Source organism: Bacillus sp. FSL M8-0071 (assembly GCF_037975455.1).
In the GTDB taxonomy this organism is placed as follows: Bacteria; Bacillota; Bacilli; order Bacillales; family Bacillaceae; genus Bacillus; species Bacillus subtilis.
Window position 1 is genome coordinate 2169764 of sequence record NZ_CP150256.1, and the last position, 23739, is coordinate 2193502.

A 23739-nucleotide genomic window follows, 5' to 3' on the forward strand; every position below is an offset into this window, starting at 1 on the left:
TTCATCCTAATGGCGAGGTGAACTAACATGAAAAAGAAAGATAAAGGCCAGCTGACCGGCGGTGTTACTCCGCAAGGCGACCTGGAAGGCAATACACATAATGACCCTAAAACAGAGCTTGAGGAGAGAGCAAAAAAAAGCAATACAAAACGCTAGAGAGGATCTAAACGATCTCTCTAGCGTTCAGCTTTTCAAGCATACGCTCAATTCCTTTAATTTGGTGGCGGCGAAGCATGTCAGCCGCCTGCTCCATTTGCAAAGTAAATAAAGCGTCTTTCAGTGTGCAGGCCAGCGGCACTGAGCAATGGATTTCCGCAAGCTTCCTCGACATCTCCAAATCGCTTAAACCTTGCTGAATTTTTCCCTGCTGTCCTTTTGGAAGAAGAGAAAGATTTTCCAATAAACGGTCAATCGTTTCGTATTCACGAATCAGTTTGTAGGCTGTTTTTTCTCCAATGCCTTTGACTCCGGGATAGTTATCACTGGAATCACCCATAAGCGCTTTAATATCAATCAAAGCCTTCGGCATTACGCCTGTTTCTTCATAAAAAGTCTCTTTTGTATAGACTTTATAATTTCCGATTCCTTTTTGAAGCAAAGCAACGCTTACTTTATCCGTTAACAGCTGAAGTAAATCTCTGTCCCCTGTTACCACCGTAATGTCCGCTTCATTCGCAAATAAATCGGCAAGAGTACCGATACAGTCATCCGCTTCATAGCCGGCAAAGCCAATATTCATGATTCCAAGCTCTGCGGCTGCTTCCTTTGCCAAATCAAACTGCGGAATCAGCTCCACAGGCGGCGCGCTGCGGTTGGCCTTATAATCTTGGAACAAGTCATTTCGGTACGTTTTGCTCCCCATGTCCCAGCAGCAGACGACGTGTGTCGGCTGGAATGTTTCCACAGCTGTAATCAAATGCTTTAAAAAGCCGTTGACGCCGTTCGTCGGCACCCCGCTGTCATTTATCATAAAGTTGCGATGTACGGCCGTGGCAAAAAAGGCCCGGAATAAAAGAGCCATGCCGTCAACCAGCAATAGTTTATTATTATTCATCAAATAACTCCCTTTTCTTTCATTCCTTCTATTTTATCATAAAGCAGCCCAAAAATAAAAAACAGTATCTCTTTAATTAGAGATACTGTTTGAATATTTATCAATCGTTGTGTCTTTTGTTGCTGGCGATCAGCTTTTCAGCTTCGCGTCCTGCGTAAGAGTCAAAATGGGTTTGAAATCCGTTTTTCTTTTTGGCATTGTTATTCGCCTGTGCATTTCTGTTTCCGAGCTTTGTTCTGCCCAACATGAATCCCCCCTTACGTCGGATGCATATAGTATATGCTTCCGGCAGGAGGTTCACTCGCGACAGGATCATCCAGCTTACATGCGGCTTACGTATTCTCTGACCATTTCTTTTGATACAAGCCGTCTTGTCGGGACGATGCCTTTTTTAGCGAGCTGATTCATTTGCTCGGTAATTTCATTAATTGCATCTGTAGTATAAGGCTCATCGTTTCTGCATTTAGCAACAGCTTCTTCAATCGCCAATTCACGCATATTTTCAAGACGCATAAATGCTTTGATATGCTCGTGCTGTTTTGATGAATGTGCTGAAATTGCTTTATGTACCTCTGACATTAATCGTTCATCTCGCTTTTTTCTATTTAGTCTATCATGACTTGAAATACAAGCCAACTGAATTTTACATTTTTATTGTATTGTCTGAATTTTTCCAGGAGATGCACGCCTGATACGCCATTTCAATCTCTTTCGCATGTTCCCCTTCCGCATATCCTCTTAAATATGTCTCTTTTTGATCCGTTATTTGCGCGATTGCTTTTTCACCCATATCTTCCTGTAAGCGTCTGAGGTGAGCAGTGTAATGAGATATCAGGCTTTCTTCTTCATTTTTTATCCATGCCTCTGTGATTTTCGTAAGTTTCATCCGTACAGCTTCGATAAAGGTCGCTTTTCCTTTCTGCTCAAAAAACTGCTTCGGTGATTTGATCTCTTTTAGTTCCTGCTCAAAAGCACGTTCTTCTATTTCCGGTTCAACTTCCTTCAACTGTATGCCGTTCGAATGCTGATCACCCGCATAAACGGAAAAATAACCGTCCTCGTTTAATGTTTTTTGAAAATGATCCAGCCATTCTTCATTGATATGCCGTTCGATGAAACCGCTCATGCGAACATCAAGCGTTTTGATTTCCTGAATATATTCAAATAGATATTCATGTAAGGCTGTTGTCATCGCTTTACTGACGTTCTTTTTCCAATCCCCGTTTTGCAGCCCGGGATGAAATGCCGATTTTAATAAATCATTTGCAAAATATGATAATCGCTGTGCAATGTGATATAGCTGCTCTCTTGTATCTTTTTTTACTTTTTCAATGATGGTTTTTGAGTTCCGCCGTTTCTCGATATCGGCCGCTGTCCGCTCAAATGACAGCATAAGGCACTGTTTCTGCGCTTCCTTCTCTTCTCGGGACTGATGCTGGGATTGGTGAAGCTGAAAAACAGTTTCGCATAGTTTGTCTGCCTCCGAACTGAGCTGCGCTGCTGACGCTTTTTTTACATCCACTTCGATAAACCGGTCTAAGTGTTTTCTTACTTTCGAGAACTGATTATAAAATGACTCCGGTTTTCCCACCAGTTCCTCCTTACTTGATACGGTAAAGAGCTGCGGCTCATAAACCCCTTCTTTTACAAGCTCTGCGCTGACATAATCGGTCACTGTTTCGAGCTCTGTTTTATCTTTTGCAAGGTCTGCAGCATTAATAATAAAAAACATTTTATCCATGCTGAGCGATTCTTTCACAAGTCCAAGCTTTCGCAAAAATGAACGGTCTCCTTTTGAAAAAGAGTGCTGATAATAAGTCATATAAAAAAATGCATCAGCATCTTTGATATATTGGAATGCCAGTTCTGTATGCCGTTTATTCATGCTGCTCGCGCCGGGTGTATCAACGATCGTAATCCCTTTTTCAGTGAGCGGGCATGTATAGTAGACCGTTACCTCTTTCACAGCACAGGCCGTTGTTTCCTCTGCTACATACGGCTTTAATTCAGAGAGCGGAATCGTTAATTTCTTCTGTTCCTGTATATACTGCTGATACTTCTCGTATGCAAGCAGGAAATTGCTGATCAATTTCACGTGTTCTTCCTGCAGCCTGTTTTTTTTGACTGCCTTTTCCCACTTCTCTGTGAAGGAACGGCCTGCCGGCTCCTTTGGTATTCCGGTGAGCTGCAAAATTTCAGCCGTTAAGTCATCCTCTGTCTTAAACACTACATTCGCTGTTTTGTTTAAGTTGCCATTGATTGGCTTTGTGATCTTGTTAATTGTCGCTGTGGTTGGCGTTGGTGAGGATGGCAGCACTCTTTCGCCGACAAGCGCATTGGCAAATGATGATTTCCCCGAGCTAAAGCCTCCAAAAAGAGCGAGTGTAAATTTCCGTTCCTCAAGCCTTTTCACCCTTTCACGAAACGCTGAAGTTTGCTTTAACAACATGCTGCATTCGCCTAAAATGTCAGACAAAGTGTAAAAGCGTTTGATTTGGTCTTGAAGCGGCATTTCTTGTTCCATTTTGATTTCTGATTTCGGCATCGGCTGCGCCGTCAGCTGGCTTCGGCCTTGTTTCTGCTCTGGAGCCGCCACTCTTGTTTTCTTCGATTTAAACCATTCTGTGTCTATATGCATTGGGCATGCGGACTCTTCTTCCCAAATGGCCCACAGGCGATCGGTTTTCTCTCGAGCATTATTCTCTAAACGCGCCTGTTCTTGAAGAAAGACAAGTTTTTCTGATTCTTGGACGAGCCGGTCGTTAATTGTTTGCACATCTTTGGAAACACGCTCTTTCACCATAGCGGAGAGCACCTTTATGATGTCTGCGGCTTCTCTTTTCGCCTCTTTCCGGATGAGCTCTGCCAAGTCTTTTGTATATTGCAATACATATTCAGAGGAAAAGGCTGCACCATACTTGACCGCGCGTTCAATGATGCTTATATCAAGCGGTGTGCGATAGGCCTGAATCAGCTTTTCACTTTCAGCGGTATAGACATCAAATACCTTGGCGAGTTTATGAAGCGTGTCTATTATATGCCAATCCGCTTCGGCCTCTGTTCGTTTTGCCACATCAGAGAAAAAAGCATTCCGCCTTTTATCTCTTTCCTGTGCAGTTTTCGCTTTAGAAAAGAAAAAGCCGGTTTTAAAGGAAGGCTCTTGTGATTCTAAAAATGCAGCCGCCAATTCACGCATTTCAAAAGGCGTCAGGTTGGCGTTTTTTAAAATACGATTGATTTCTTCCTGCATCCTCTTCTCTGCCTCAGTCATTTGTTTTTCGGCCTCATCCAATTGATCACGCAGCGATTGGACCAGTCCAGTATGGATATTAAGCTGTTCAGCGAAACTCGGAGCGCCTGTTTCGTCTTTCTTCAGCATTTCCGTATGTTCCTTTAGCAGATTACGGACTTTTTGTTCGGTTAAAGCCTGCATATTGCTTTTTGATTGCTGTTCTATTCTGCTTAACTCTTCTCTCAGGGCCCCCATCTGATTGAACGGGTGATCCGGTTCTGTTACTGATGTAAAATAGAGCGCTTCCCTTGAAATCCCTTCATTGCAAAGCATCTCCTCTACCTGCGCTTGATAGTCTCCAAATTTCGTCTCCGTCTCATCATGGCGGTCAATTTGATTGACGATAAAATACACATTCGGAATGCTTTCTTTTATTGATCTGAGAAACTTTACATTTTCCTCAGAGTGCACGTGATTATAGTGAACGACGTAAAACAGCGCATCCGCTTGGTGAAGAATAGAAGCAGCCGATAGAAAATGAGCATCATCTGTTGAATCTATCCCTGGAGTATCAATATACGCAACCCCGGAATCGATCTCAGTATACCTGTCAAAAATTTCGACGCTTTCAATCTGTTCCCCGTCTTTACAATATTGCTGCACCTTGTCTTTCTGGTAAGTCCCTTCCAGCTCAGCACACGCTCCGTCTGTTGTATGAAGCCGAACTCGCTTTTCCCCGTTTCTGATCACAACAAGGTTAGCGCTTGTCGGAATCGGGCTTGTCGGCAAAATATTCTCCATTAACAGGCAGTTCAGCAGTGACGATTTCCCCGCTGAATAATGCCCGGTAAACGCGATATAAACCTCTTCATCAGCCGCTTTTTTCATGACCGCAGCCAGTTTAGCAGCCCTTTGTTCATCTTGATTCTCAATAAATTGCTTATAAAGTTCCCCGGTTTTATGCAAAAGCTTTTTTCTGTTTTGATCTGTCATAAGTCTGAACCCCTTTGTGCCGTTTCAATTGTGAACCTTTTTCGAAAGATCTGAAATCATTCCCTTTTCATTTTACACAAGAATAAACCAAATTTCTTTAGGAGAATAGAAAAAAGCCGCCATTACGGCAGCTTCTATAAAAGAAAATCTGCAACTTTTACAAGTTCCAGATTCATCAAACAGATTTATTAGAGATTCCTTTTAATACAAAACCAATTAATACACTATATGTACAAACCGCTCCAAGCAAAAACAGCATTGTCATTTGCTTCACCATCCTGATTGAGAATCTTTTTCAAATCCATTTTAACATGGTTGAGAATGATTTTCAATCGCTATTTTACGCTGTATTCCTGTAATGCTTTGTCTTCTGCGCGAATTCTGACGCTTAACAACACGGCATTGAAAATGGAAAACAGACACATGGTGACGTATGCTTGATAAAGCAGCGGAATCAGCAAAATTTCGAGTATAACAACGGCATAGTTTGGATGTTTCATCCATTTATATGGACCTTTTTTTACAAGCTCTACACCTGGAACAACAAGGATTTTCGTATTCCAATATGCCCCTAAGGAACAAAGCGCCCAATACCGTACGATCTGTACGCTTAAAATAACTGCAGCGATACCGAGCCACCAGCTGGACGGCTGTTTATTCATCAGCAGCACCTCGGCAATTAAGGACAGGAAAAAAAGGATATGCATCGTAATGATATACGGATAGTGGCTCTCGCCAAATTCAATTGCTCCTTGCTTCTTTACCTTTTGTTCGTTTTGCCTGGCCACTGCCATTTCTGCTGCTCTTTGAACAATGAGAATGGCGATCAACAACCAAAACATGAGTCAAGCCCCCTTTTCCCAGCTGAATAACAGCAACTCTGATGAGAAACCCGGCCCTAATGCGCCAATCATTCCTCGTTCAGCTTCCTTTTTATGTCCGTTCTGCAGATGGTCTTTGATCACATACAAGATTGTAGCTGAAGACATATTTCCGTGCTTTTGCAAAATGCTTTGCGCAGATGAAAGCTTTTCTGACGACAGCCCGAGACTTTTGATGTATGCATCGATCACTTTTTTTCCGCCTGGATGCGCCAAAAAAACACTGATATCATGGAATGACAGCTTATGTTTGTCCAAAAAAATCTGTACATTTGTTTTGAGCCATTTTTCCACCAAGGTCGGAATGTCTCGTGAGAAAATGACTTTGAATCCTTGATCGGTAAAGTCCCAACCCATGACATCTTCTGATTGTTTCATCAAAACAGATTGGGCGTCCATTATCTTCGGCGCAAGCTTCAGCTTTGACATCCTGCGGTCCGCCTTCTCTCCGCATAATAAAGCTGCGGCAATGCCGTCACCAAAAAGCGAGGTGCCGATCAGATTGCTTTTTGTTTTATCTTCCGGCTGGAATGTCAGGCTGCACAGCTCGGCAGCAATGACAAGCACAAAAGCCTTAGGATACGCTTTACAGTATTCGGCTGCACGCGCAAGTCCGCTGGCTCCTCCTGCACAGCCAAGCCCCCAAATCGGAATCCGCTTCGTATATGGAGAAAACGGAAGTTCATTCATAAGCCGCGCCTCGATACTCGGTGTGGAAAGGCCTGTGCTGGAGACGAAAAAAACAGCTTCCACTTTCTCATAAGGAATGGCTTCTTGAAAAAATTCCGGATGAGAGAGGCACTCACGAACAGCCGCTCTGCTGTGTTTAAGTGTTTCTTCTATGTATATTTGATTTTTTTCTTCAAAGCTGTGCCCCTCTTTATACCATTCAATCGGCTTAACAAACTGTCTCGAATGGATTTGCCCGTTTTTAAAGGAGGATAACAGCCGGTCAATATCCTTAAAAGAATGCTGAAACATATAGCGGGCGAACTCGGCCGCTTTCTCTTGGTTTACATTATACGCAGGAAGACTTGTTCCAATGGATAAAATAAACGCCATGCGATCACCTCTTTGCATACATTGTGCCGCAACAATCTTTTTTATATGCAAAAAAACTCCGCCGCGGCGGAGTTAGACTGCTGTTTTTTGTTCAGCGAGGTCAGCTTCTTGTTCTGATTTTTTAGCTTTAGAAAAAACGTTATATACAATATTTAAGACGACTGCAGTAAAGCTGCCCGCCACAATGCCATTCGTTGTAAGCAGCGTTAAGGCACTCGGAAGCTGTTTGAAAATATCCGGCACAACGGTCACACCGAGCCCCAATCCCACTGAGCAGGCAACAATCAGCAGATTTTCCTGTTTCGCAAAATCAATGCGGCTGAGCATTTTAATTCCGTAAGCAATCACCATTCCAAACATCGCCAACATTGCACCGCCCAAAACAGCGGATGGAATAATGGTCGTGAAAGCAGCGATCTTTGGAAACAGCCCAAATGCCATTAGGATCACACCTGTGACCACAATGACGGCATTTTTTTTGATCCCTGTGAGCTGAACAAGCCCGACATTTTGAGAGAATGCCGTGTAAGGAAAAGCGTTAAAAATACCGCCCAGAAGCACAGCCAGTCCTTCAGCTCGATAGCCTTTAGACAGATCTTTCTCTGTCAAACGGCGGTTTGTCAGGTCACCTAAAGCAAAGTAAACACCAGTTGACTCCACAAGGCTGACAATTGCAACGATGGACATCGTAATGATAGGCGCTGCGTGAAAAGACGGCGCTCCGAAGTAAAATGGCTGAATCATTTGAACAACTGCCGCGTCCGAAACATTATCAAATTGAACTTTTCCCATAAAATATGCGATGAAGGTGCCAATCAAAATACCGATCAAAATCGAGACGGACTTGATAAAGCCTTTTGTAAAACGGTATAGAAGCACAATGATACTCAACACGGTAAAAGCAAGAGCAAGATTGGAGAGATCTCCGAAATCTGCACTTCCTTCTCCGCCGGCCATGTTATTCATGGCAACCGGCATCAGTGTAATACCGATAATCGTAACAACAGAGCCTGTCACGACCGGCGGAAAAAACGATACGAGCTTTCCAAAGAAAAATGAAATAAGAATGACAAGAATGCCTGAAGCGATAATGCTGCCGTAAACTGTTGAAACCCCATATTCAGATCCAATCGCTATCATCGGCGATACAGCTGTAAAGGTACAGCCAAGCACTACCGGAAGCCCGATCCCAAAAAATCGGTTGCTCCACACTTGCAGAAGTGTAGCCACACCGCACATAAAAATATCAATTGATACTAAATAAGTCAGCTGCTCGACGGTCAGTCCCATTGCTTTTCCGACAATCAGAGGAACAACAATGGCGCCGGCATACATGGCAAGAACATGCTGAATCCCTAAAGACAGCGTTTTGCCGAATCCATTTCTCATGAATGAACCTCCTGTACGAAGGACACTTTTCCTTCTTCTAAAGACTGAATTCTTGCCAAAGATTCCACTCGATAGCCCAGTTTCACAAGTTCATCTCTTCCCGGCTGAAATGACTTTTCAATAACAATGCCAATTCCCGCAATAGAAGCTCCCGCTTGCTTCACAATCGACACAAGCCCGTGCGCTGCCTGTCCATTTGCCAAAAAATCATCGATAATCAGCACATGATCCTGATCCGACAGATGGGTCCCAGACACTGCGATTTGGCTTTCTGTTTGCTTCGTAAAGGAATAAACAGACGCTGTCAGCAAGTTGTCGGTGAGTGTTAACGATTGATGCTTTCTCGCGAAGACAACTGGCACACCCAGCTTCAAGCCCGTCATTACAGCGGGAGCGATACCTGATGATTCGATTGTCACAATTTTGGTAATACCGTCTTTTGCAAACCTGGACGCAAATTCGTCACCAATTCTCTGCATAAGCAGCGGATCAATTTGGTGATTCAAAAAAGAATCCACTTTCAATACCTGATCAGATAATACGATGCCTTCTTCCTCTATTTTCCGTTTCAGTGCTTCCATCCTGTCTACCTCCGTTATGAGAATAAAAAAAGCATTGCCCGCTCAAATAAAGAGCAAGCAATGCTGATATCACAAAAAACCGTACACGTGCGGTTCCATTGCTCACCCATAGTCGGACATTTACGGTGCCCGGTAGAAACTTGCGTGCCATATCCACGCGATTATATGAGTGTTCCTATTATATTGTAATAAATTATATCAAGATTCTAATCTCTTGCATAGGCTGAAAATAAAAATTCCCGAACTTTAATTTTGTTTTTTTAGATATCATTCGTATTTCAAGGGGATTCGATATAAAAGAGCCTGACGACGCGCCGCCAGGCTTTTGATTATGACAGATAGAGATTTGAATATTTGTTTGATAAATAATCAATTAAATAGCGAACATTCAGCTCTTCTCCTGTTGCATCTTTAATAATGTCTAACGGCTTTTTCCGTTTTCCGTGAATGTGCACCTTTTCCGTCAGCCATTGCTTTATCGGATGGAACTCTCCTCTTTCCAAGAGAGCGTCAAATTCAGGGAGATCCTCAAGCATTTTTTGTTTCAGCTGAGCCGCATACATGTAGCCGAGCGCATAGGATGGGAAGTAGCCGAAATCTCCACCTGCCCAATGGACGTCCTGTAAAATCCCCTCTGCGTCGGTCTGCGGTGTAATCCCTAAATAATCCTGGTATTTTTGATTCCAAAGCGACGGCAGATCTTCCACAGACACTTCATTGCTAAAAATCGCTTTTTCAATTTCATAACGGATGATGATATGAAGAGGATACGTTAATTCATCCGCTTCGACCCTGATAAATGAAGGTTTTGATTCATTGATTGCCCGGACAAAATCATCCAGGGAGATGTCCTTGAACTGTTCAGGTGATGCCTCTTGAATCTTCTGATAGTACGGTGTCCAAAAATGCTTGTTGCGGCCGATAAAATTCTCGTAAAATAATGATTGCGATTCATGAATTCCCATTGATGCGCCGTCTGACAAGTTCGTGCCACTGAGTGCTTCATCAATATTTTGCTCGTAAATCGCGTGCCCGCACTCATGAATGGTGCCAAAGATCGCCGTCCGGAAATCTTTTTCATCATATCTCGTCGTGACCCGAACGTCTCCCCGATTCAGCGTAGTTGCAAACGGATGAACGGTTTCATCAAGTCTTCCGCCATCAAAATCGTAGCCAAGCTCCTGTAAAAAATACAGACTGAGCTCTTTTTGCTTTTCTTTCGGGAACGCTTTTGTAATAAAGCTTGTATCTGGTTTATTTCCGGAAGCTGTCACCTGTTTAACAAGAGGGATAATCGCTTCCTTCAGCTCAGCAAACAACTGATCAAGCACCTTTACCGTGACGCCGGGCTCAAACAAATCAAGCAATGCATCATAAGGATGCTCTTGATATCCCCAATACGTAATAAAACGTTTATTGAATTCAATCAGCTGTTCTAAATAAGGAGAAAACAAGCTGAAATCAGATTTTCCTTTCGCTTCCTCCCACGCTGTTTCTGCCTTTGAACACAGAATCACGTATTCTTTGTATTCAGCCTCAGGGATTTTCTTATTCTCTTCATACTCTTTTTTCGCCAGTTCCACTGCTTTTTTCGTATCTTCCGACAAGTCATCAAATCGTTCATACAGGACATCGATAAGCTCCTTCATTCGATCTGATGTTTGGATATTGAATATATCTGTTGAAAGCTGGCCGATACTTTCGGCACGATCCTCTGAGCCATTTTTCGGCGCGCCTGTTCTGGAGTCCCAGTGCATTAACGCAACTGCTTCGCTGTAATGTGAGATTCTTTTTAAAAGATCAAAAAATTCTTTTTCATATGTATGTATCTCCATATCCATTCCCTCCCTATTCTAGCCGTTCCATTACAGGCTAATGGAAGGGGGTATGAAAGTCAAATTGTTTGTATAAAAGGCTGCCGGTATGTTTTGTGGCAGCCTTTTTATTCAGTTGATCGTCATTTGATTTTTTGGCGGAGGTGTTCTCCGCTTTTTCTGCTTGATTTTTTTATCTACCCACACTGTTGCCAGCGGGGTTAAGAGCGAGGTGACAATAACGCTTGTCGCGATAATTGCAGTTGCCGACTCAGCAACTGGCGCAAATGAGGCATTCGCTTCCGCTAATGCATATGGCACGGCTACAGCCGCCCCTGCCGTAGAAGAAGCGGCCACTCCCGCGACACCATCTCCCCGCGCAATAAAACGATCAAGCAAAAACAAAGAACTGCCCGATAAAATGACGACAGAAACTCCGATAAAAATGCCAAGCAGCCCTGATTGGATCAGCATTCCAAAATTCAAGGTATTGCCGAGCGAAAAGGCGAAAAATGGAATGATCGCCGGCACAACCTTGCTGAATAAGTCTCTGAGATCGTGATCCAGATTTCCAAGTATACATCCAAGTAAAAACGGGATGACTGTCGCTGCCAGCGTTTCCCATGGGAATGCGGCAAGTCCCGTCACACCAAACGTCACCATGGTCATAAAAGGACCAGATTCTGTACTGATAAAGGCGAAAGCGCCCGCATCCTCTTTTCTTCCCATGTGATTCATGAGCGCCAAATACAGTCCGCCGTTCGTTTCATTCATTACCGCGACAATTGCTAAAACAGAAAGGCCTGCAAAAAAGCCGGATTGTATGCCTTCGTCAGGTATAAATTGCGCTGCGATCACGCCGAGCAGCGCCGCAAATCCGACCTTTCCCAATAATAATGTGATTCCTTTTCTTGCGATATAGCCTGAAGAACGAAAATCAATCGTTGCTCCTACGCAAAAGATAAAAACACCCAGTATCGGCAGCGTTCCGGTAATCAAAGCACCCGTAAACCCTCCAAAGAACTCCGCTGTTCCAGGCGCAAACGTGTTGAGCGCCGCTCCAAGAAATAGCGGAATAATCATCATTCCGCCAGGTACCCGTTCAATTGTCGCCTTGATTTTCATATTGTGGATTCTCCCATCCTCCGGTTATGAAAAAACAATTCCACTTACACTTGGAAAACAGCCTGCAAATCCTCTTTTGAACAGCTGCCCAACTGGCTGCCGACTCCGACGGCGCCAGCTCCGGCTCTAAGCCAATCAGGCACTTCAGACGGATGTATCCCGCCTGTCGGAATAAAGGTCACCTGCGGGAAAGGACCCGCTAAATTTTTCATAAACGGAATGCCAAACACACCGCTTGGGAACAGCTTTAATGTCGTGAACCCGAATGTCAACGCTTCCATAATTTCGCTCGGAGTCAAGACGCCGGGGATATAATGTGTCTTTACAAAAGATAGATGTTCAGCAAGATCAGCTGAAAAACCCGGACTGACAATAAACTGCGCGCCAGCCTCAGCAGCTTCCCCAGCTTGCTGCGCGCTGATGACCGTGCCCGCGCCAATTAAAATATCTTCCCTATTACGGAAGGATTCGATAATATCTGATGCCCCGGGGGTCGTATACGTCACTTCAACTGCACGAATCCCTTTATCTAATAAACTCTCAATCTGCTGACAGGCCTCCTGCTTATCCTTTGAACGAATGACTGCAATCAGCTTTGCTTCTTTCAGACGGTTTTCAACGACTTTGGACTCCATATTAATAATCCCCTTTCTTTTGGTGAACCGTTCTTTGAGCAGATAAAAAAGAAGCTAATTTCTCCCTGGTCGGCAAACCGTCCATATCCCCCGGTGCCTGCACTTGCAAAGCGCCAATCGCATTTCCCCTTTGCACCGCATCCTTGTACGACAAACCGTCTAGGATACCGCTGATTACACCTACTGCAAATCCGTCTCCGGCGCCGACCGTATCAACCACCCGGTCGACCCGGCAGCCTTCTAGAAATCCTTCACTTGTCCCCGTTTTAAAGTAAGCGCCTTCTTTTCCAAGTTTAATAGCAACAAAGCTGGCACCTTTTTTCAAATAATAGTCGGCAATGCCTTCAGGTGTTTTTTCTCCGGTCAATAGCTCTCCCTCTGCGATACCCGGGAAAAACCAGTCTGCAAGCCCAGCCAGATCATTGATTGTGTGTACCATTGTTGCTTGATCAGGCCAAAGCGAAGGTCTTACATTAGGGTCGAATGAAATGGTCTTCCCTGCGTTTCTCATGTCGTTCATGACATGATACGTGAAGTCTTTCATCTCGGCTGACAAGGCAGGCGGAATGCCTGTCACATGCAAATGGCCTGCGCATTGAAAATAATCTCTCGGATATTCAGCTGAAGTTAATGTGCTTGCAGCTGAGTTTTTCCTATAGTAGGTAACTTGCGGGTCGCCTTCTTTCACTTTTGACTTCAGCAGCAGCCCGGTGGGATTTTCGTCCTGCGAGCGGATCACGCGGGACACATCCACTCCCTCTTTTTTAAGTTCCTGTACAATAAACGTTCCGAGCTGATCATTGCCGACCTTGCTCATCCATCCCATTCGAAATCCGAGTCTGGCAAGGCCGCAGGCGACATTGCTTTCTGCTCCGGCAAGCCCTTTAGAAAAAGTGGATACTTCATGAAGGCCTCCATACTCATTTGCATAAAACATGGCCATTGATTCCCCGAATGTCACCGCATCAAGCTTCATCTCTTCCCAACCTCCTCTTAGTTGAGGGCACCTAGGATTAAAGTGACTTTCTCATGATGACTTTTGCCTCTAATTCAATGGTTTGAGGCGCTCCTTTGTCACCTTCAATCCTTTTTAATACACGTTCCATCGCCGTCCTGCCCATATCATGTGACGGCTGGGCGATCGTTGTAATGCCTGGACCGATCAGTTTATACCATTCCGTATCATCGAATCCTGCAATCCCTATATCTTGAGGGATGCGCAGGCCAAGCTCTTCCATACAGCTGATGATTTTCAGCATAATCAAGCCATTCAAAGCCAGAATCGCTTTTTTTTGCTCCGGCATTTCCTTGTGAAAAGAACGGAGCGCCGCCTTAAGCTGCTCCTTGTCCTTTACGTCAATTTCATGCAATCTGACAAGCCCGTTCACATTATGAACCAAAGCCATTTCCTGATACACAGCTGCTCTTTCTGCACGAGGGCTGATAGAGGAAATCGGTTCGGTAAACAGCGCGACATCAGTATACCCTTTGCTGTACACCTTCTGAAGAATCTCTTTTGTGATACATCTGTTGTCAGTCGTTACGGTATCAAGTTTCAGATCCGGCAGTTTCCGGTCAATTAAGATTGTTGGAATTTGCTGTTCAGCAAAAGCGCGCAGTACATCCTTGTTTTCCCCTGTTGCGTTTAAAATCAAGCCCTCAACCGAATGGGCTTCTAGCTTTAAGAGCATTTCCCGCTCTTTTTCAGGACTGTTATCTGTGTTGCACACCATAATGCTGTAACCATATTGATCACAAACCTCTTCGACTCCCCTGAAAGCAGCGACCGAAAAAGGATTTGTAATGTCAGCTACAACAAATCCGATTAACTTGCTTTTTTTTATTTTCAAACCTTGTGCCATTTTACTCGGCCGATAATTCAATTCTGCGATTGCCTTTTTAATGTTTTTCACTTTTTCAGGAGAAATCGCGTCAATTTTTCCGTTAATATAGCGGGAAACTGTCGATTTCGAAACTCCTGCACATTCAGCTACATCTTTGATGGTTGTATGGCCTGTTGTTTTCTTTTTCATTCAAGTGCTCCTGTATCTCATATATTTGAAATCGATTTCAAAACCGTTACAACAAAAGAATACCATAATTTTAAAATTTGGGAAGAGTTTTTTTAATAATGTGTCAATTCATTATTTTTTCGTTGACTCTTTTCACTATTTATCCTAAAATTTTCTTTGAAACCGTTACCAAAATATTTTCATTCAAGTGATGCTGAAATCCTAACCAAGGGGGAAATATAATGGAAAATCGTTATTCTGTACATCCTGAACAAGTAAAACGCTTTACAACAGAGGAGCTTCGCACTCATTTCTTAATGGATTCTTTATTTACAGAAAACAAACTTACGATGTATTACTCACATGAAGACCGGGTTGTCATCGGCGGAGCGGCTCCAGGGCAAAGTGAACTGAAGCTTGATGCAGGTGATTTTCTAAAAACAGACTTCTTTTTGGAACGGCGTGAAATCGGGATTATTAATGTCGGCCAGCCTGGTGCCGTTAGAGTCGGCGATGATGAATATGTGCTTCAAACAAAGGATTTTCTCTATATTGGAATGGGCAATCAGGATGTATCGTTTTCAAGCCTGAACGGGGAAAAAGCGAAGTTTTACTTCGTCTCCGCTTGCGCCCACAAAAGCTATCCGACACAAAAAGCCGCCCTACCTGAACTGACACCCGACCGCCTTGGTGATGATGCAGCGTCTAATGTCAGAAGTCTGTACAAAGTTATTCATCAGGATGGCATTAAAAGCTGTCAGCTGATGATGGGAATAACGATGTTAGATCAAAACAACAACTGGAATACCATGCCAGCACACGTTCATGACCGTCGGATGGAGGCTTATCTTTATCTGGATCTTGAAAAGGATTCAAAGGTATTTCATTTCATGGGCCAGCCGGACGAAACACGCCATCTTGTTGTTGGAAATGAGCAGGCTGTCCTTTCTCCCGCCTGGTCTATTCATTCTGGCGCAGGAACATCAAACTATAGCTTTGTGTGGGCGATGGCTGGAGAAAATTACACATTTACGGACATGGATCTCGTTCCGATGGATGGGCTGAAATAAGATGGGTTATCTACATGACGCCTTTTCATTAGAAGGAAAAACAGCGCTGGTGACAGGCCCTGGAACAGGGATCGGTCAAGGAATTGCCAAAGCCCTAGCCGGTGCTGGCGCTGATATTATCGGCACATCACATACAAGCAGCCTGTCTGAAACACAGCAGCTTGTGGAACAGGAAGGCCGGATATTTACATCTTTTACATTGGACATGAGCAAGCCGGAAGCGATAAAGGATTCTGCAGCTGAGCTGTTTGAAAACAGGCAGATCGACATCCTTGTCAATAATGCCGGCATTATTCATCGGGAAAAAGCGGAAGATTTTTCAGAAGAGAACTGGCAGCACGTACTGAATGTCAATCTAAACAGCCTGTTTATTCTGACACAGCTTGCTGGCAGGCACATGCTGAAAAGAGGTCATGGAAAGATTATTAATATTGCCTCTCTCCTGTCTTTTCAAGGCGGCATCCTCGTTCCGGCTTACACCGCGAGCAAACACGCTGTTGCCGGTTTGACAAAATCATTTGCAAATGAGTGGGCAGCGTCGGGTATTCAGGTCAACGCAATCGCCCCAGGCTATATTTCTACTGCGAATACAAAGCCTATTCGGGATGATGAAAAGCGAAATGAGGACATTTTAAAGAGAATTCCTGCCGGCCGCTGGGGCCAAGCAGATGATATCGGGGGGACTGCAGTCTTTTTGGCATCACGTGCTTCAGATTATGTAAATGGACATATTTTAGCAGTTGATGGCGGCTGGCTATCCCGCTGACAAATAAAAAAAGCTGACGAACGATCGTCAGCTTTTTTCCATTACATCATGTGCGGTTCAACAGGCAAGACCTTTTTGACCTCATCAATGATGCGTTCATTTTCTCCGCCAGCGTAAATGTGAATCGAGCCGCTGTCTTGATTCGAGCGAATCAGGCGCCCGATGCCCTGCCGTACACGTAACAACATATATGGCAGATCAACTTCTTCGAACGGATCTTTTTTCGCTCCGTTGCGCTTCGCTGTAAATACAGGATCGTGTGGCGGGAACGGTAATGACCAAATGGTAACATTCTTCAATGCGTCACCGGGAATGTCGAGTCCTTCCCATAAGTGAACTGAACAAAGTACTGTTTCTTCTTCCTCTTGGAATTTCTCTACTAAGCTGCTGATTTCCTCATCACCTTCGAAGAAAATTGGATACGGCAGCTCCCATGCCGCCGACAGCTCTTTAAACTCGTTTAATTCTTCAAAAGAAGGGAAAAGCACCAGCGTTCTTCCTTTGTAACGTTTGATTGTTTCAATCGTTTCAGCCGTTTTTTGTTCAGCGGCCATATCTGTTTTTGCGTATAGATTAATACTCATTTGCTCGTCATAATCATAAGGGGAATCAACAGTTAATGACAAATAATCATGAATCCCAAGACTGTCGGCAATATAATCAAACGAACCGCCTTCTGACAGCGTAGCAGAAGAGAAGATATAAGGAATTTTCTTAGAAAACACTTTTTCGCCAAGTACTTCTGCTACCGTTCTCGGCATCACGACAAAAGTTGATTCTGCTTCCTTTTTCTCCAGCCAGCTGATCGCATCCTTTTGATATAGAGATAATGAATACGCCATTTGTTCAACATATTCTTCCACTACTGACAGCTCGTATTGATCAATCGTATACATTTCAGACTCAAATACAAGTGCCTCACCGATTTTATCAAGTAAACGGCAAAGCTCGTCCGCCGCCTTTTTGACACGATGGTCATTTTTTATTTCTAAACGGTGTGAACCGGCTACTTCCTTTGATTCTTCAGAAAGAACATAGAAAAATTCGTCGTTTGCGAGAAGCGCATCTTCAATCAATTCTGCAAACTCTTCTCTGATGTCATTTTGCAGCAAACGTTCTAAAAACAATTCAAGAGTAGACTGCTTCACTCTATAGGTTAGCGCTTTTTGCGCAGCAAACTCTAACAAATGCCCCTCATCAAATACAACTGCACTATGATCAGGCAAGAGCGGCAGCTGGCCCTCTCGTTTGCGTGATTCTTCCGTCCACACATGCTCCATATAAAAATCATGGGAACAAATGATTAAGTCCGTTGACTTGCGATAGTAATCTCTGGAAAGTGTCAGACCGCATCTGTGTCTCATATCACAAGTCAGACAGTCCTGAAACGAGTCGTAGCTTACGTCAGACCACTCTTCATTCGATAGATTTGCGTACTGCTTACGGTCGCCATACGGATAAAAGCGCTGCATCGCCTGGGACTCGTGGACAAATGACGGTAACGACTCATAAAGATCCAGCCATTTATCATCATCAGAACGCTGCATTGTTTTTTCAAGCTTCTTCAAGCATAAATATTGCTCATGTGATTTTGACAGCCTTGTATCAATTTTCAGGTCAAGATGCTCAGCCAGCTTAGAAATATCGCCCTCTTTTTTCACCAGCTGTTCAATTAATGTTTCATCCGCACAAGCGATGATGGCAGGTTTGCCGACATACCTTGCATAGCTGATTGCAAAAAGAAGATATACCAGCGTTTTCCCCGTTCCCACTCCAGCTTCGGCGAACATGACTTTTTTCTCTTTAAACGCCCGCTCCAGCTGAAAAGCCATAAATACTTGCTCGTCCCGAAGATCAAACCCTTTTTCGGGAAGGATATCGTAAAACACGTCACCAATCCAATTGTTCAATTCTTCATAAAAATTCTTTGTTTTCGTTAAAGAAAAAGGCAAACGTGATGTTGTCACCTAGTTCCAACCCCCAACTATTCGACATTCAGACCACCAATAATATCATTTTCCGCTGATGAATACAATAAAAAAACTTGGCAATGCCAAGTTTTTTGCAGTTTACTTACGATTGATCACATGCGACGATAAAAAAGGATGGTCTGTTGAATAAATATGTTCTACCGCTTTTTCTAAATCAGTTTGCGCATGCGAAATCACAGACGGAGACGAATCAGTCCCGAGCTCCTTCAGCTCGTTTGCTGTTGCGTCAAGCGCCCTTTGAATAAGATTAAAATGTTCGCTGTTCAGCATGAGATCACCTCTGATGGAAATAATCATCATTGTATGCGAACTTTTCATTTTATATACATGCTTTACCGCATGTTATCACCGAAACATGCACAAACTACACTTGATATTCCGTCTCCGGATTATCCGTCTTATCAACAATATTCTATCAGGGAGTGATGTTGACATGAGTTATAGAAACCGATTAGATCAGCATTCTGAACTGTTTCATCACAATTGGACGCGGCCTAAACGTTCTAAGTCTCAAGTAAACGGTCACACTGAAATGTCCCAAACCAACATTATATTGAGAAGCAACGCGAAAGCTCACCGTTGGTAACGATAGAATAGGGCTGAAAGATGAAAGAAGACGCATGCAGAGCGTCTTCTTTTTATGCGTTTTCTGTTTTCTTGCGCTGCGGTCTTACTTTTGACCAGTATTGATAATAATCCGTTTTAATAAACCCGTTAAAGAGTTTTCGTTTCTTCGTTGCTTTTCTGCCATATGCTTCCTCAAAGTTTTCATTTGATGTCAGCATATACACAGACCAAGTATCAAGCGGCTCGAACGCCTGCCCCATTTCTTTGTACATCTGCTCAACGGCTTTTTTCTCGCCGAGACGCTCTCCATATGGCGGGTTGCCGACAATTACGCCAAACTCCAGATTTGTGGTAAAGTCTTTGACCTGCATCTGTTTGAACTGGATTAGATCTCCCAGTCCTGCTTCCTCTGCATTTTCTTTTGCGATTTGAACCATGCGGTGGTCTATGTCGCTAGCGAAAATTGTAAGCGGCTGATCATAATTTGCCTTTTCTTCGACTTCAAGCCGCGCTTTGTTCCACAGATCTTTACCGATCCATTCCCAATCCTCTGATACAAAATCGCGGTTGAATCCCGGGGCGATGTTTTGGCCGATTAACGCCGCTTCTATCACGATTGTTCCGGAGCCACAGAAAGGATCAACAAACGGGCGGTCCGGCGTCCAATTGGTTAATTGCACCAAAGCGGCAGCAAGTGTTTCTTTAATCGGCGCACCGCCCTGATCGACACGGTATCCTCGTTTGTGAAGGCCCGTCCCTGATGAGTCCAGTGTAATCAAAGCCTGATCTTTCAATAAAGATATTTCCACTTTATACTCAGCACCTGTTTCTTCAATCCAATCATTGGCTTTGCCGGACTGCAGCTTGAGCTTTTCGACAATTGCTTTTTTGACGATCCGCTGACAGTCGGGAACGCTTGCAAGTGTTGATTTTACCGATTTTCCGATGACAGGGAATTTCCCGTTTTCAGGTATAAATGAGCGCCAGTTAATCGCTTTCGTTTTTTCAAACAGTTCATCAAATGTTTTCGCTTTAAAAGAAGCAACCTGAACCTTTATGCGGTCGGCTGTTCTAAGCCAAAGGTTCGCACGGCAGATGGCAAGTGCATCACCTTCAAAAATAACTTTCCCGTTATCAACCTTGCATTCGTATCCTAAATCTCGTACTTCCTTTGCGACAACAGCTTCAATGCCCATCGGCGCCGTTGCAATTAGTGTATACTTCGTCATCGTATCACCCTGTCTTTTAAAACTTTTCTCTTTTCAAGATAAAAGCTCTCCTTATACGGGAGAGCTTGTTTTCATCATTTTAAATGTAAGTGGTCTAACGTTCTGTAAGCCATGTTTTGTTCCGTCGTACTGCAAACGGCTCATCACCTCGTACTCAGGCGGCAATCATCTATCTACAGAAAGCATTCTGTCCTTCTCTCCGTTGAATTCCGTTAAGAAGGTTCCCCTACCAAAATTTGGGTTTCTCGCTCGAGGGGTTTACCGCGTTCCACTCTCACCATTTCTAGTGAGACTTCGTCACTGTGGCACTTTCAAGGATACTCAGCCATATCCGAAGGACGTAGGCTTTTTTCCTGCCGTCAGCCTCTAAAGGCTGCCCTAGCTTATGACTTCGCTAGGCACGAACACTACGGGCATCTCAGCACCGTGCGAGCATGGACTTTCCTCTACAGATTCAAGATCTGCAGCGATTACCCGAACGTTAAGAACATGAATTATTATATAACAACTGTTTACAATTTACAAGCGCCATTTTTTTCAAGCGTGATCAATCATAAAGCTTGCTGCCAAAAACGTGTTTTTCTAAGTTAGACAGCCGTTTTAAAATATCAAAGTTTGTTGTGTTAGATTGCACAGGCTGTTTTTTACTGGCTTCTTCAAGCTGTTTTTTCAGCTGCAGATTTTCCTGCTGCAGTTCTTCAATTTCTTGATGGAAGGTTTCATAATCCTTAATAATCATATCTAAAAATTTGTCAACGTCTTCTTGCTTGTAGCCTCTAACGCCTGTTTTAAATTCTTTTTCCAAAATTTCTTTCGCAGAAAGCTTTACTTTATCAGCAAGCATCTTTTTCACCTCGTATCGTGAATCATCACATATATTTTTTCAGAAATCTGTACGGTTGTCAAATTTCTCTTATTGCTATGAGTAGCTGTCTTCCTCTACTGTCACTCTCAAGTCATCCATTGTAATAAAGTAGATGGGATAGCCATCCTGTTCGCGCCTTTTTTCCGCTGTCCCAAGCATATACTTAGGGGAGCCTTCCTTTTCCGGGTCATATAAAAGCAGAAGCCCGTCGGACTTATCAATGAAGAACTGATTTTTTTGTTTGAATTGAAGCGGGCTTTCATAAGGACGGTGAGTCAGGCTTGCTTCATAGTCTGCCTGAGCCAGAACTGCTTCATACTGTTCCTTATTCGGTTCTTTCCAGTTCTTTTCCTGCTCGTAAAATGGTGTGATGACAGCTACCTTTAAGTCAGGGTATTCTTCCTGCAAATCATTTGCAGCTTCTGCCGCCCACAGCTCTGCTCCAAGCTGGCCCGAAATTAAAATCCATTCTAATCCTTCATCCAAAAAAGCAATCAGCCGGTTCTTAATGGCTTTTTTTATGTAATACAGCGCCTTGTCATCCTGCTTAAATATCCCGAGTTCAAACGGTTTATAGCCCGTTATTGCCAATACTTTCATCATTTCACCTGCTTTAAAAAATGGGGCTCCCGTGGGCCCCATTTGTTGTGCTGCATTGTTTACACCATCAAGCTGCACGTTTTCCATACTAGTAGTCGCAGCAAGGTTTTCCTGCTTGAAAATGCTGATGCGTAGCCGGGTCAACATTTGAGAAAGTGTGTGGAAAGTAGTGAACGTGCTGAAAATGCTGGTGGTTTACGTTTGTTGTATGCTGTGGGTGAATGTGCGGCACGATAGTCTTCGAAAACGTATGGTGTTCACAGCAATGAGTAGGATGGACAATTGGCGCCATCATATGCGGTCTGCAGTGATGCATGATAAAATCCCCTTTCCATAAACTTTATTACAATACTAAGCTATGAAAAATAAGGGGTACATGTTCTGATGCAAAGACCTATTTTAAAAGTGTGCAATTAAGCTGTCTTTAAAGTTTGAAAACACAAAAGCAATCAAAAATACCACAACAAAGAACAAGTAAAAAACACCCTTATACATACCAACTCTCCCTTTAAAAATAACTAACGTCATTTTACAGGATTCGCCGCTATTCTACAACAAAATCAATGTGAATTCAGCAAAAAAAATTCATGGCGAAACAAGTCGTCTTTTGCGCTTTCCCGGGGAATATTTAAGAGGAATATTTCCTCTTCAGACGGGCAATTCTCACATGCAGTTTTTCAGTTTCTTTTTCTGATAAGCATGCCGCATCACTAAGCAATTGCTCTGCTATTTGCAATGCTTTTCCGAATTCTTTTTTCTTATGCTCAAAATATTTCGCGAGCTCTATTACAGCAGCGTATCTGCACTTCTGGTTTTGCGAGCGGGACAGCTTTTCCCAAAGCGGCACTGCTTCTTCCAAGCGGTTTTGTTTTTTGTACAGGAGCGATAAATCCAGCCGTGCACTATCCTGGTCCTCAAACGATTTTTCTATAAGCCTTTCCAACTGCTTGATCGCTTGGTCCGTTTCTTTATGAGCCATAAACCATTTCGCCATAGCATAGGCTTCACTGTGTTCTTTTGGCGCATGTGATTCTGAAAGGATTTTTTTAGACATATGGATGTACAATGAAATGAGCGATAACACATCCATTTCATTATGATGCAGGACACCTTTTAAAAGATCCGGCTCTTGCGCCTTGATAAAATGAAAGTAAAGCATTGGCGCCAAGTAGCCCGGTGTGTCTTCTAATCTGCGGATGCCGAGCTCCTCTTTTTCAACCGTGCCAAGAGATACGCGGTCCATTTTGTGTTTCCACAGGCGTCTAGCTCCATGCAAAAGATCAAAGTGGCCAAACTCCGGAAGCTTCGGAAGTCTGTCACGGATCAAGGTGTGCCTTGTTTTCACCTGCGGCCAATCAAAGGCTTTGCCGTTGTAGGTCACAAGTGATGTAATGTCAACCTCGCTTAAAAAGCTTTGGTACAAGGCGACTTCGTTCCCCGGTTTGGGCAAAAGATGCTGTTTGACTGTCACTCGGTCTTCATATACTCTCGCATGCCCAAGCAAAAAAATGGTATTCCCAGCTCCACCCCCAAGACCGGTTGTTTCTGTATCAAAGAAAAAGAGGTTGTTTTTGTTATACCCTTTTGCTGACAATGTATGCGACAGGCCGCTTTGATTCCACAGTGTGATCACTTCCTCAAGCTCAGAAAAGCTGTATAACCCATGGCGGTGAGAAAGCGGATATTCCACTTCTCTGATAAGGCAATATTCATCTTCGAAGATGAAAGGCTTCATGCCAAAAGCCTCCCACTCTTCTAAAAACGGGATGTCATCAAAGTGGTTTTCTTGTTTGCCTGCTTCTATTTTTTGTTCTCCTTCATCGAGCACCATGTGCTTTTTCATCCGCTGGAGTTTCCCTTTTAATGACATATC

At 43.6% G+C, this 23739-nt stretch carries 26 protein-coding genes, 1 other RNA gene and 1 riboswitch; of the genes, 4 read left to right on the forward strand and 23 right to left on the reverse strand.

Going from position 1 to position 23739, the window contains the following annotated elements; translation table 11 throughout:
• The first annotated feature begins 27 nt into the window (after window positions 1–27).
• Window positions 28–156, forward strand: a complete 129-nt coding sequence (gene sspL, locus MKX71_RS10890; protein WP_033884785.1) for a small, acid-soluble spore protein L — start codon at window positions 28–30, stop codon at window positions 154–156.
• A gap of 7 nt (window positions 157–163) precedes the next feature.
• On the opposite strand, the gene exnP is transcribed toward sspL, so the two are convergent.
• The 14 genes from exnP to kdgR all read right to left on the reverse strand — a co-directional run bounded on the left by exnP (window position 164) and on the right by kdgR (window position 14799).
• Window positions 164–1054 carry a 5'-3' exonuclease ExnP gene (exnP, locus tag MKX71_RS10895; protein ID WP_003230763.1) on the reverse strand — a complete coding sequence of 297 codons (891 nt, stop codon included), beginning with the start codon at window positions 1052–1054 and terminating at the stop codon, window positions 164–166.
• Window positions 1055–1154: 100 nt separating this feature from the next.
• Window positions 1155–1301 carry a hypothetical protein gene (locus MKX71_RS10900; protein WP_003230761.1) on the reverse strand — a complete coding sequence of 49 codons (147 nt, stop codon included), beginning with the start codon at window positions 1299–1301 and terminating at the stop codon, window positions 1155–1157.
• Between the two features lie 74 nt (window positions 1302–1375).
• Window positions 1376–1633 carry a YpbS family protein gene (locus MKX71_RS10905; RefSeq protein ID WP_003230757.1) on the reverse strand — a complete coding sequence of 86 codons (258 nt, stop codon included), beginning with the start codon at window positions 1631–1633 and terminating at the stop codon, window positions 1376–1378.
• A 64-nt stretch (window positions 1634–1697) separates the two neighbouring features.
• On the reverse strand, window positions 1698–5279 hold the full coding sequence (dynA, locus tag MKX71_RS10910; RefSeq protein ID WP_339231041.1) for a dynamin GTPase: 3582 nt from the start codon (window positions 5277–5279) through the stop codon (window positions 1698–1700).
• Between the two features lie 175 nt (window positions 5280–5454).
• Entirely contained in the window at window positions 5455–5544 is a 90-nt protein-coding gene (fbpC, locus tag MKX71_RS10915; RefSeq protein WP_100069434.1) for a Fur-regulated basic protein FbpC, read from the reverse strand.
• 70 nt (window positions 5545–5614) lie between these two features.
• On the reverse strand, window positions 5615–6121 hold the full coding sequence (gene bpsB, locus MKX71_RS10920) for an alkylpyrone methyltransferase (protein ID WP_004398552.1): 507 nt from the start codon (window positions 6119–6121) through the stop codon (window positions 5615–5617).
• A 3-nt stretch (window positions 6122–6124) separates the two neighbouring features.
• Entirely contained in the window at window positions 6125–7222 is a 1098-nt protein-coding gene (gene bpsA / locus MKX71_RS10925) for a type III polyketide synthase (RefSeq protein ID WP_230488220.1), read from the reverse strand.
• Window positions 7223–7294: 72 nt separating this feature from the next.
• Window positions 7295–8611 carry a xanthine permease PbuX gene (gene pbuX / locus MKX71_RS10930; protein ID WP_339231046.1) on the reverse strand — a complete coding sequence of 439 codons (1317 nt, stop codon included), beginning with the start codon at window positions 8609–8611 and terminating at the stop codon, window positions 7295–7297.
• On the reverse strand, window positions 8608–9192 hold the full coding sequence (gene xpt, locus MKX71_RS10935) for a xanthine phosphoribosyltransferase (protein WP_024572344.1): 585 nt from the start codon (window positions 9190–9192) through the stop codon (window positions 8608–8610). Before xpt ends, pbuX begins: the two co-directional genes overlap by 4 nt.
• An 89-nt stretch (window positions 9193–9281) precedes the next feature.
• Window positions 9282–9381: riboswitch (purine riboswitch) on the reverse strand.
• A gap of 140 nt (window positions 9382–9521) precedes the next feature.
• Window positions 9522–11027, reverse strand: coding sequence for a carboxypeptidase (gene ypwA / locus MKX71_RS10940; protein WP_046160506.1), 1506 nt, complete (start codon window positions 11025–11027; stop codon window positions 9522–9524).
• Window positions 11028–11138: 111 nt separating this feature from the next.
• On the reverse strand, window positions 11139–12131 hold the full coding sequence (kdgT, locus tag MKX71_RS10945) for a 2-keto-3-deoxygluconate transporter (RefSeq protein WP_014477146.1): 993 nt from the start codon (window positions 12129–12131) through the stop codon (window positions 11139–11141).
• Between the two features lie 44 nt (window positions 12132–12175).
• Window positions 12176–12766: a bifunctional 4-hydroxy-2-oxoglutarate aldolase/2-dehydro-3-deoxy-phosphogluconate aldolase gene (gene eda / locus MKX71_RS10950; RefSeq protein WP_029726795.1), complete on the reverse strand. Its 591-nt coding sequence runs from the start codon at window positions 12764–12766 to the stop codon at window positions 12176–12178.
• 1 nt (window position 12767) lies between these two features.
• A complete protein-coding gene (kdgK, locus tag MKX71_RS10955; protein WP_015383934.1) occupies window positions 12768–13742 on the reverse strand; it encodes a 2-dehydro-3-deoxygluconokinase in 975 nt (324 codons plus the stop codon).
• A gap of 37 nt (window positions 13743–13779) precedes the next feature.
• Window positions 13780–14799: a pectin utilization transcriptional regulator KdgR gene (gene kdgR / locus MKX71_RS10960; protein WP_174222970.1), complete on the reverse strand. Its 1020-nt coding sequence runs from the start codon at window positions 14797–14799 to the stop codon at window positions 13780–13782.
• 221 nt (window positions 14800–15020) lie between these two features.
• Between kdgR and kduI the strand changes: the two genes are divergently transcribed.
• The gene (kduI, locus tag MKX71_RS10965) at window positions 15021–15848 is read left to right on the forward strand and encodes a 5-dehydro-4-deoxy-D-glucuronate isomerase (RefSeq protein WP_339231051.1); all 828 of its coding nucleotides are present in this window, start codon (window positions 15021–15023) and stop codon (window positions 15846–15848) included.
• Window position 15849: 1 nt separating this feature from the next.
• Window positions 15850–16614, forward strand: a complete 765-nt coding sequence (gene kduD / locus MKX71_RS10970) for a 2-dehydro-3-deoxy-D-gluconate 5-dehydrogenase KduD (RefSeq protein WP_077671375.1) — start codon at window positions 15850–15852, stop codon at window positions 16612–16614.
• Between the two features lie 41 nt (window positions 16615–16655).
• Here the strand turns inward: kduD and MKX71_RS10975 are convergent, their stop codons facing one another.
• Together MKX71_RS10975 and MKX71_RS10980 are read right to left on the reverse strand one after the other, a co-directional pair.
• The gene (locus tag MKX71_RS10975; protein WP_015251842.1) at window positions 16656–18581 is read right to left on the reverse strand and encodes an ATP-dependent DNA helicase; all 1926 of its coding nucleotides are present in this window, start codon (window positions 18579–18581) and stop codon (window positions 16656–16658) included.
• Between the two features lie 102 nt (window positions 18582–18683).
• Window positions 18684–18875, reverse strand: a complete 192-nt coding sequence (locus tag MKX71_RS10980; RefSeq protein ID WP_003246090.1) for a hypothetical protein — start codon at window positions 18873–18875, stop codon at window positions 18684–18686.
• Between the two features lie 163 nt (window positions 18876–19038).
• On the opposite strand from MKX71_RS10980, the gene MKX71_RS10985 reads away from it, so the two are divergent.
• On the forward strand, window positions 19039–19191 hold the full coding sequence (locus MKX71_RS10985) for a YpzG family protein (protein ID WP_010327933.1): 153 nt from the start codon (window positions 19039–19041) through the stop codon (window positions 19189–19191).
• Between the two features lie 52 nt (window positions 19192–19243).
• On the opposite strand, the gene MKX71_RS10990 is transcribed toward MKX71_RS10985, so the two are convergent.
• The 7 genes from MKX71_RS10990 to mrfB form a co-directional block, all read right to left on the reverse strand.
• Entirely contained in the window at window positions 19244–20401 is a 1158-nt protein-coding gene (locus MKX71_RS10990) for a class I SAM-dependent RNA methyltransferase (RefSeq protein ID WP_339231055.1), read from the reverse strand.
• 100 nt (window positions 20402–20501) lie between these two features.
• Window positions 20502–20883: RNase P RNA component class B (gene rnpB, locus MKX71_RS10995), an RNA gene on the reverse strand.
• A 65-nt stretch (window positions 20884–20948) separates the two neighbouring features.
• On the reverse strand, window positions 20949–21245 hold the full coding sequence (gpsB, locus tag MKX71_RS11000; protein ID WP_003225629.1) for a cell division regulator GpsB: 297 nt from the start codon (window positions 21243–21245) through the stop codon (window positions 20949–20951).
• Window positions 21246–21320: 75 nt separating this feature from the next.
• Entirely contained in the window at window positions 21321–21866 is a 546-nt protein-coding gene (locus tag MKX71_RS11005; protein ID WP_339232039.1) for a DUF1273 domain-containing protein, read from the reverse strand.
• An 88-nt stretch (window positions 21867–21954) separates the two neighbouring features.
• The gene (cotD, locus tag MKX71_RS11010) at window positions 21955–22182 is read right to left on the reverse strand and encodes a spore coat protein CotD (protein ID WP_010886551.1); all 228 of its coding nucleotides are present in this window, start codon (window positions 22180–22182) and stop codon (window positions 21955–21957) included.
• An 83-nt stretch (window positions 22183–22265) separates the two neighbouring features.
• Window positions 22266–22394, reverse strand: a complete 129-nt coding sequence (locus MKX71_RS11015; protein WP_003230707.1) for a hypothetical protein — start codon at window positions 22392–22394, stop codon at window positions 22266–22268.
• Between the two features lie 100 nt (window positions 22395–22494).
• Window positions 22495–23736 carry a metal-dependent exonucleaseMrfB gene (gene mrfB, locus MKX71_RS11020; protein WP_047182788.1) on the reverse strand — a complete coding sequence of 414 codons (1242 nt, stop codon included), beginning with the start codon at window positions 23734–23736 and terminating at the stop codon, window positions 22495–22497.
• Between the last annotated feature and the right edge of the window lie 3 nt (window positions 23737–23739).

What these genes read in the sequence shown, in the direction of transcription:
- sspL (WP_033884785.1), top strand. Translation starts at nt 28, where the DNA reads ATGAAAAAGAAAGATAAAGGCCAGCTGACCGGCGGTGTTACTCCGCAA.
- exnP (WP_003230763.1), bottom strand. Translation starts at nt 1,054, where the DNA reads ATGAATAATAATAAACTATTGCTGGTTGACGGCATGGCTCTTTTATTC.
- MKX71_RS10900 (WP_003230761.1), bottom strand. Translation starts at nt 1,301, where the DNA reads ATGTTGGGCAGAACAAAGCTCGGAAACAGAAATGCACAGGCGAATAAC.
- MKX71_RS10905 (WP_003230757.1), bottom strand. Translation starts at nt 1,633, where the DNA reads ATGTCAGAGGTACATAAAGCAATTTCAGCACATTCATCAAAACAGCAC.
- dynA (WP_339231041.1), bottom strand. Translation starts at nt 5,279, where the DNA reads ATGACAGATCAAAACAGAAAAAAGCTTTTGCATAAAACCGGGGAACTT.
- fbpC (WP_100069434.1), bottom strand. Translation starts at nt 5,544, where the DNA reads ATGACAATGCTGTTTTTGCTTGGAGCGGTTTGTACATATAGTGTATTA.
- bpsB (WP_004398552.1), bottom strand. Translation starts at nt 6,121, where the DNA reads ATGTTTTGGTTGTTGATCGCCATTCTCATTGTTCAAAGAGCAGCAGAA.
- bpsA (WP_230488220.1), bottom strand. Translation starts at nt 7,222, where the DNA reads ATGGCGTTTATTTTATCCATTGGAACAAGTCTTCCTGCGTATAATGTA.
- pbuX (WP_339231046.1), bottom strand. Translation starts at nt 8,611, where the DNA reads ATGAGAAATGGATTCGGCAAAACGCTGTCTTTAGGGATTCAGCATGTT.
- xpt (WP_024572344.1), bottom strand. Translation starts at nt 9,192, where the DNA reads ATGGAAGCACTGAAACGGAAAATAGAGGAAGAAGGCATCGTATTATCT.
- ypwA (WP_046160506.1), bottom strand. Translation starts at nt 11,027, where the DNA reads ATGGAGATACATACATATGAAAAAGAATTTTTTGATCTTTTAAAAAGA.
- kdgT (WP_014477146.1), bottom strand. Translation starts at nt 12,131, where the DNA reads ATGAAAATCAAGGCGACAATTGAACGGGTACCTGGCGGAATGATGATT.
- eda (WP_029726795.1), bottom strand. Translation starts at nt 12,766, where the DNA reads ATGGAGTCCAAAGTCGTTGAAAACCGTCTGAAAGAAGCAAAGCTGATT.
- kdgK (WP_015383934.1), bottom strand. Translation starts at nt 13,742, where the DNA reads ATGAAGCTTGATGCGGTGACATTCGGGGAATCAATGGCCATGTTTTAT.
- kdgR (WP_174222970.1), bottom strand. Translation starts at nt 14,799, where the DNA reads ATGAAAAAGAAAACAACAGGCCATACAACCATCAAAGATGTAGCTGAA.
- kduI (WP_339231051.1), top strand. Translation starts at nt 15,021, where the DNA reads ATGGAAAATCGTTATTCTGTACATCCTGAACAAGTAAAACGCTTTACA.
- kduD (WP_077671375.1), top strand. Translation starts at nt 15,850, where the DNA reads ATGGGTTATCTACATGACGCCTTTTCATTAGAAGGAAAAACAGCGCTG.
- MKX71_RS10980 (WP_003246090.1), bottom strand. Translation starts at nt 18,875, where the DNA reads ATGCTGAACAGCGAACATTTTAATCTTATTCAAAGGGCGCTTGACGCA.
- MKX71_RS10985 (WP_010327933.1), top strand. Translation starts at nt 19,039, where the DNA reads ATGAGTTATAGAAACCGATTAGATCAGCATTCTGAACTGTTTCATCAC.
- MKX71_RS10990 (WP_339231055.1), bottom strand. Translation starts at nt 20,401, where the DNA reads ATGACGAAGTATACACTAATTGCAACGGCGCCGATGGGCATTGAAGCT.
- gpsB (WP_003225629.1), bottom strand. Translation starts at nt 21,245, where the DNA reads ATGCTTGCTGATAAAGTAAAGCTTTCTGCGAAAGAAATTTTGGAAAAA.
- MKX71_RS11005 (WP_339232039.1), bottom strand. Translation starts at nt 21,866, where the DNA reads ATGAAAGTATTGGCAATAACGGGCTATAAACCGTTTGAACTCGGGATA.
- cotD (WP_010886551.1), bottom strand. Translation starts at nt 22,182, where the DNA reads ATGCATCACTGCAGACCGCATATGATGGCGCCAATTGTCCATCCTACT.
- MKX71_RS11015 (WP_003230707.1), bottom strand. Translation starts at nt 22,394, where the DNA reads ATGACGTTAGTTATTTTTAAAGGGAGAGTTGGTATGTATAAGGGTGTT.
- mrfB (WP_047182788.1), bottom strand. Translation starts at nt 23,736, where the DNA reads ATGTCATTAAAAGGGAAACTCCAGCGGATGAAAAAGCACATGGTGCTC.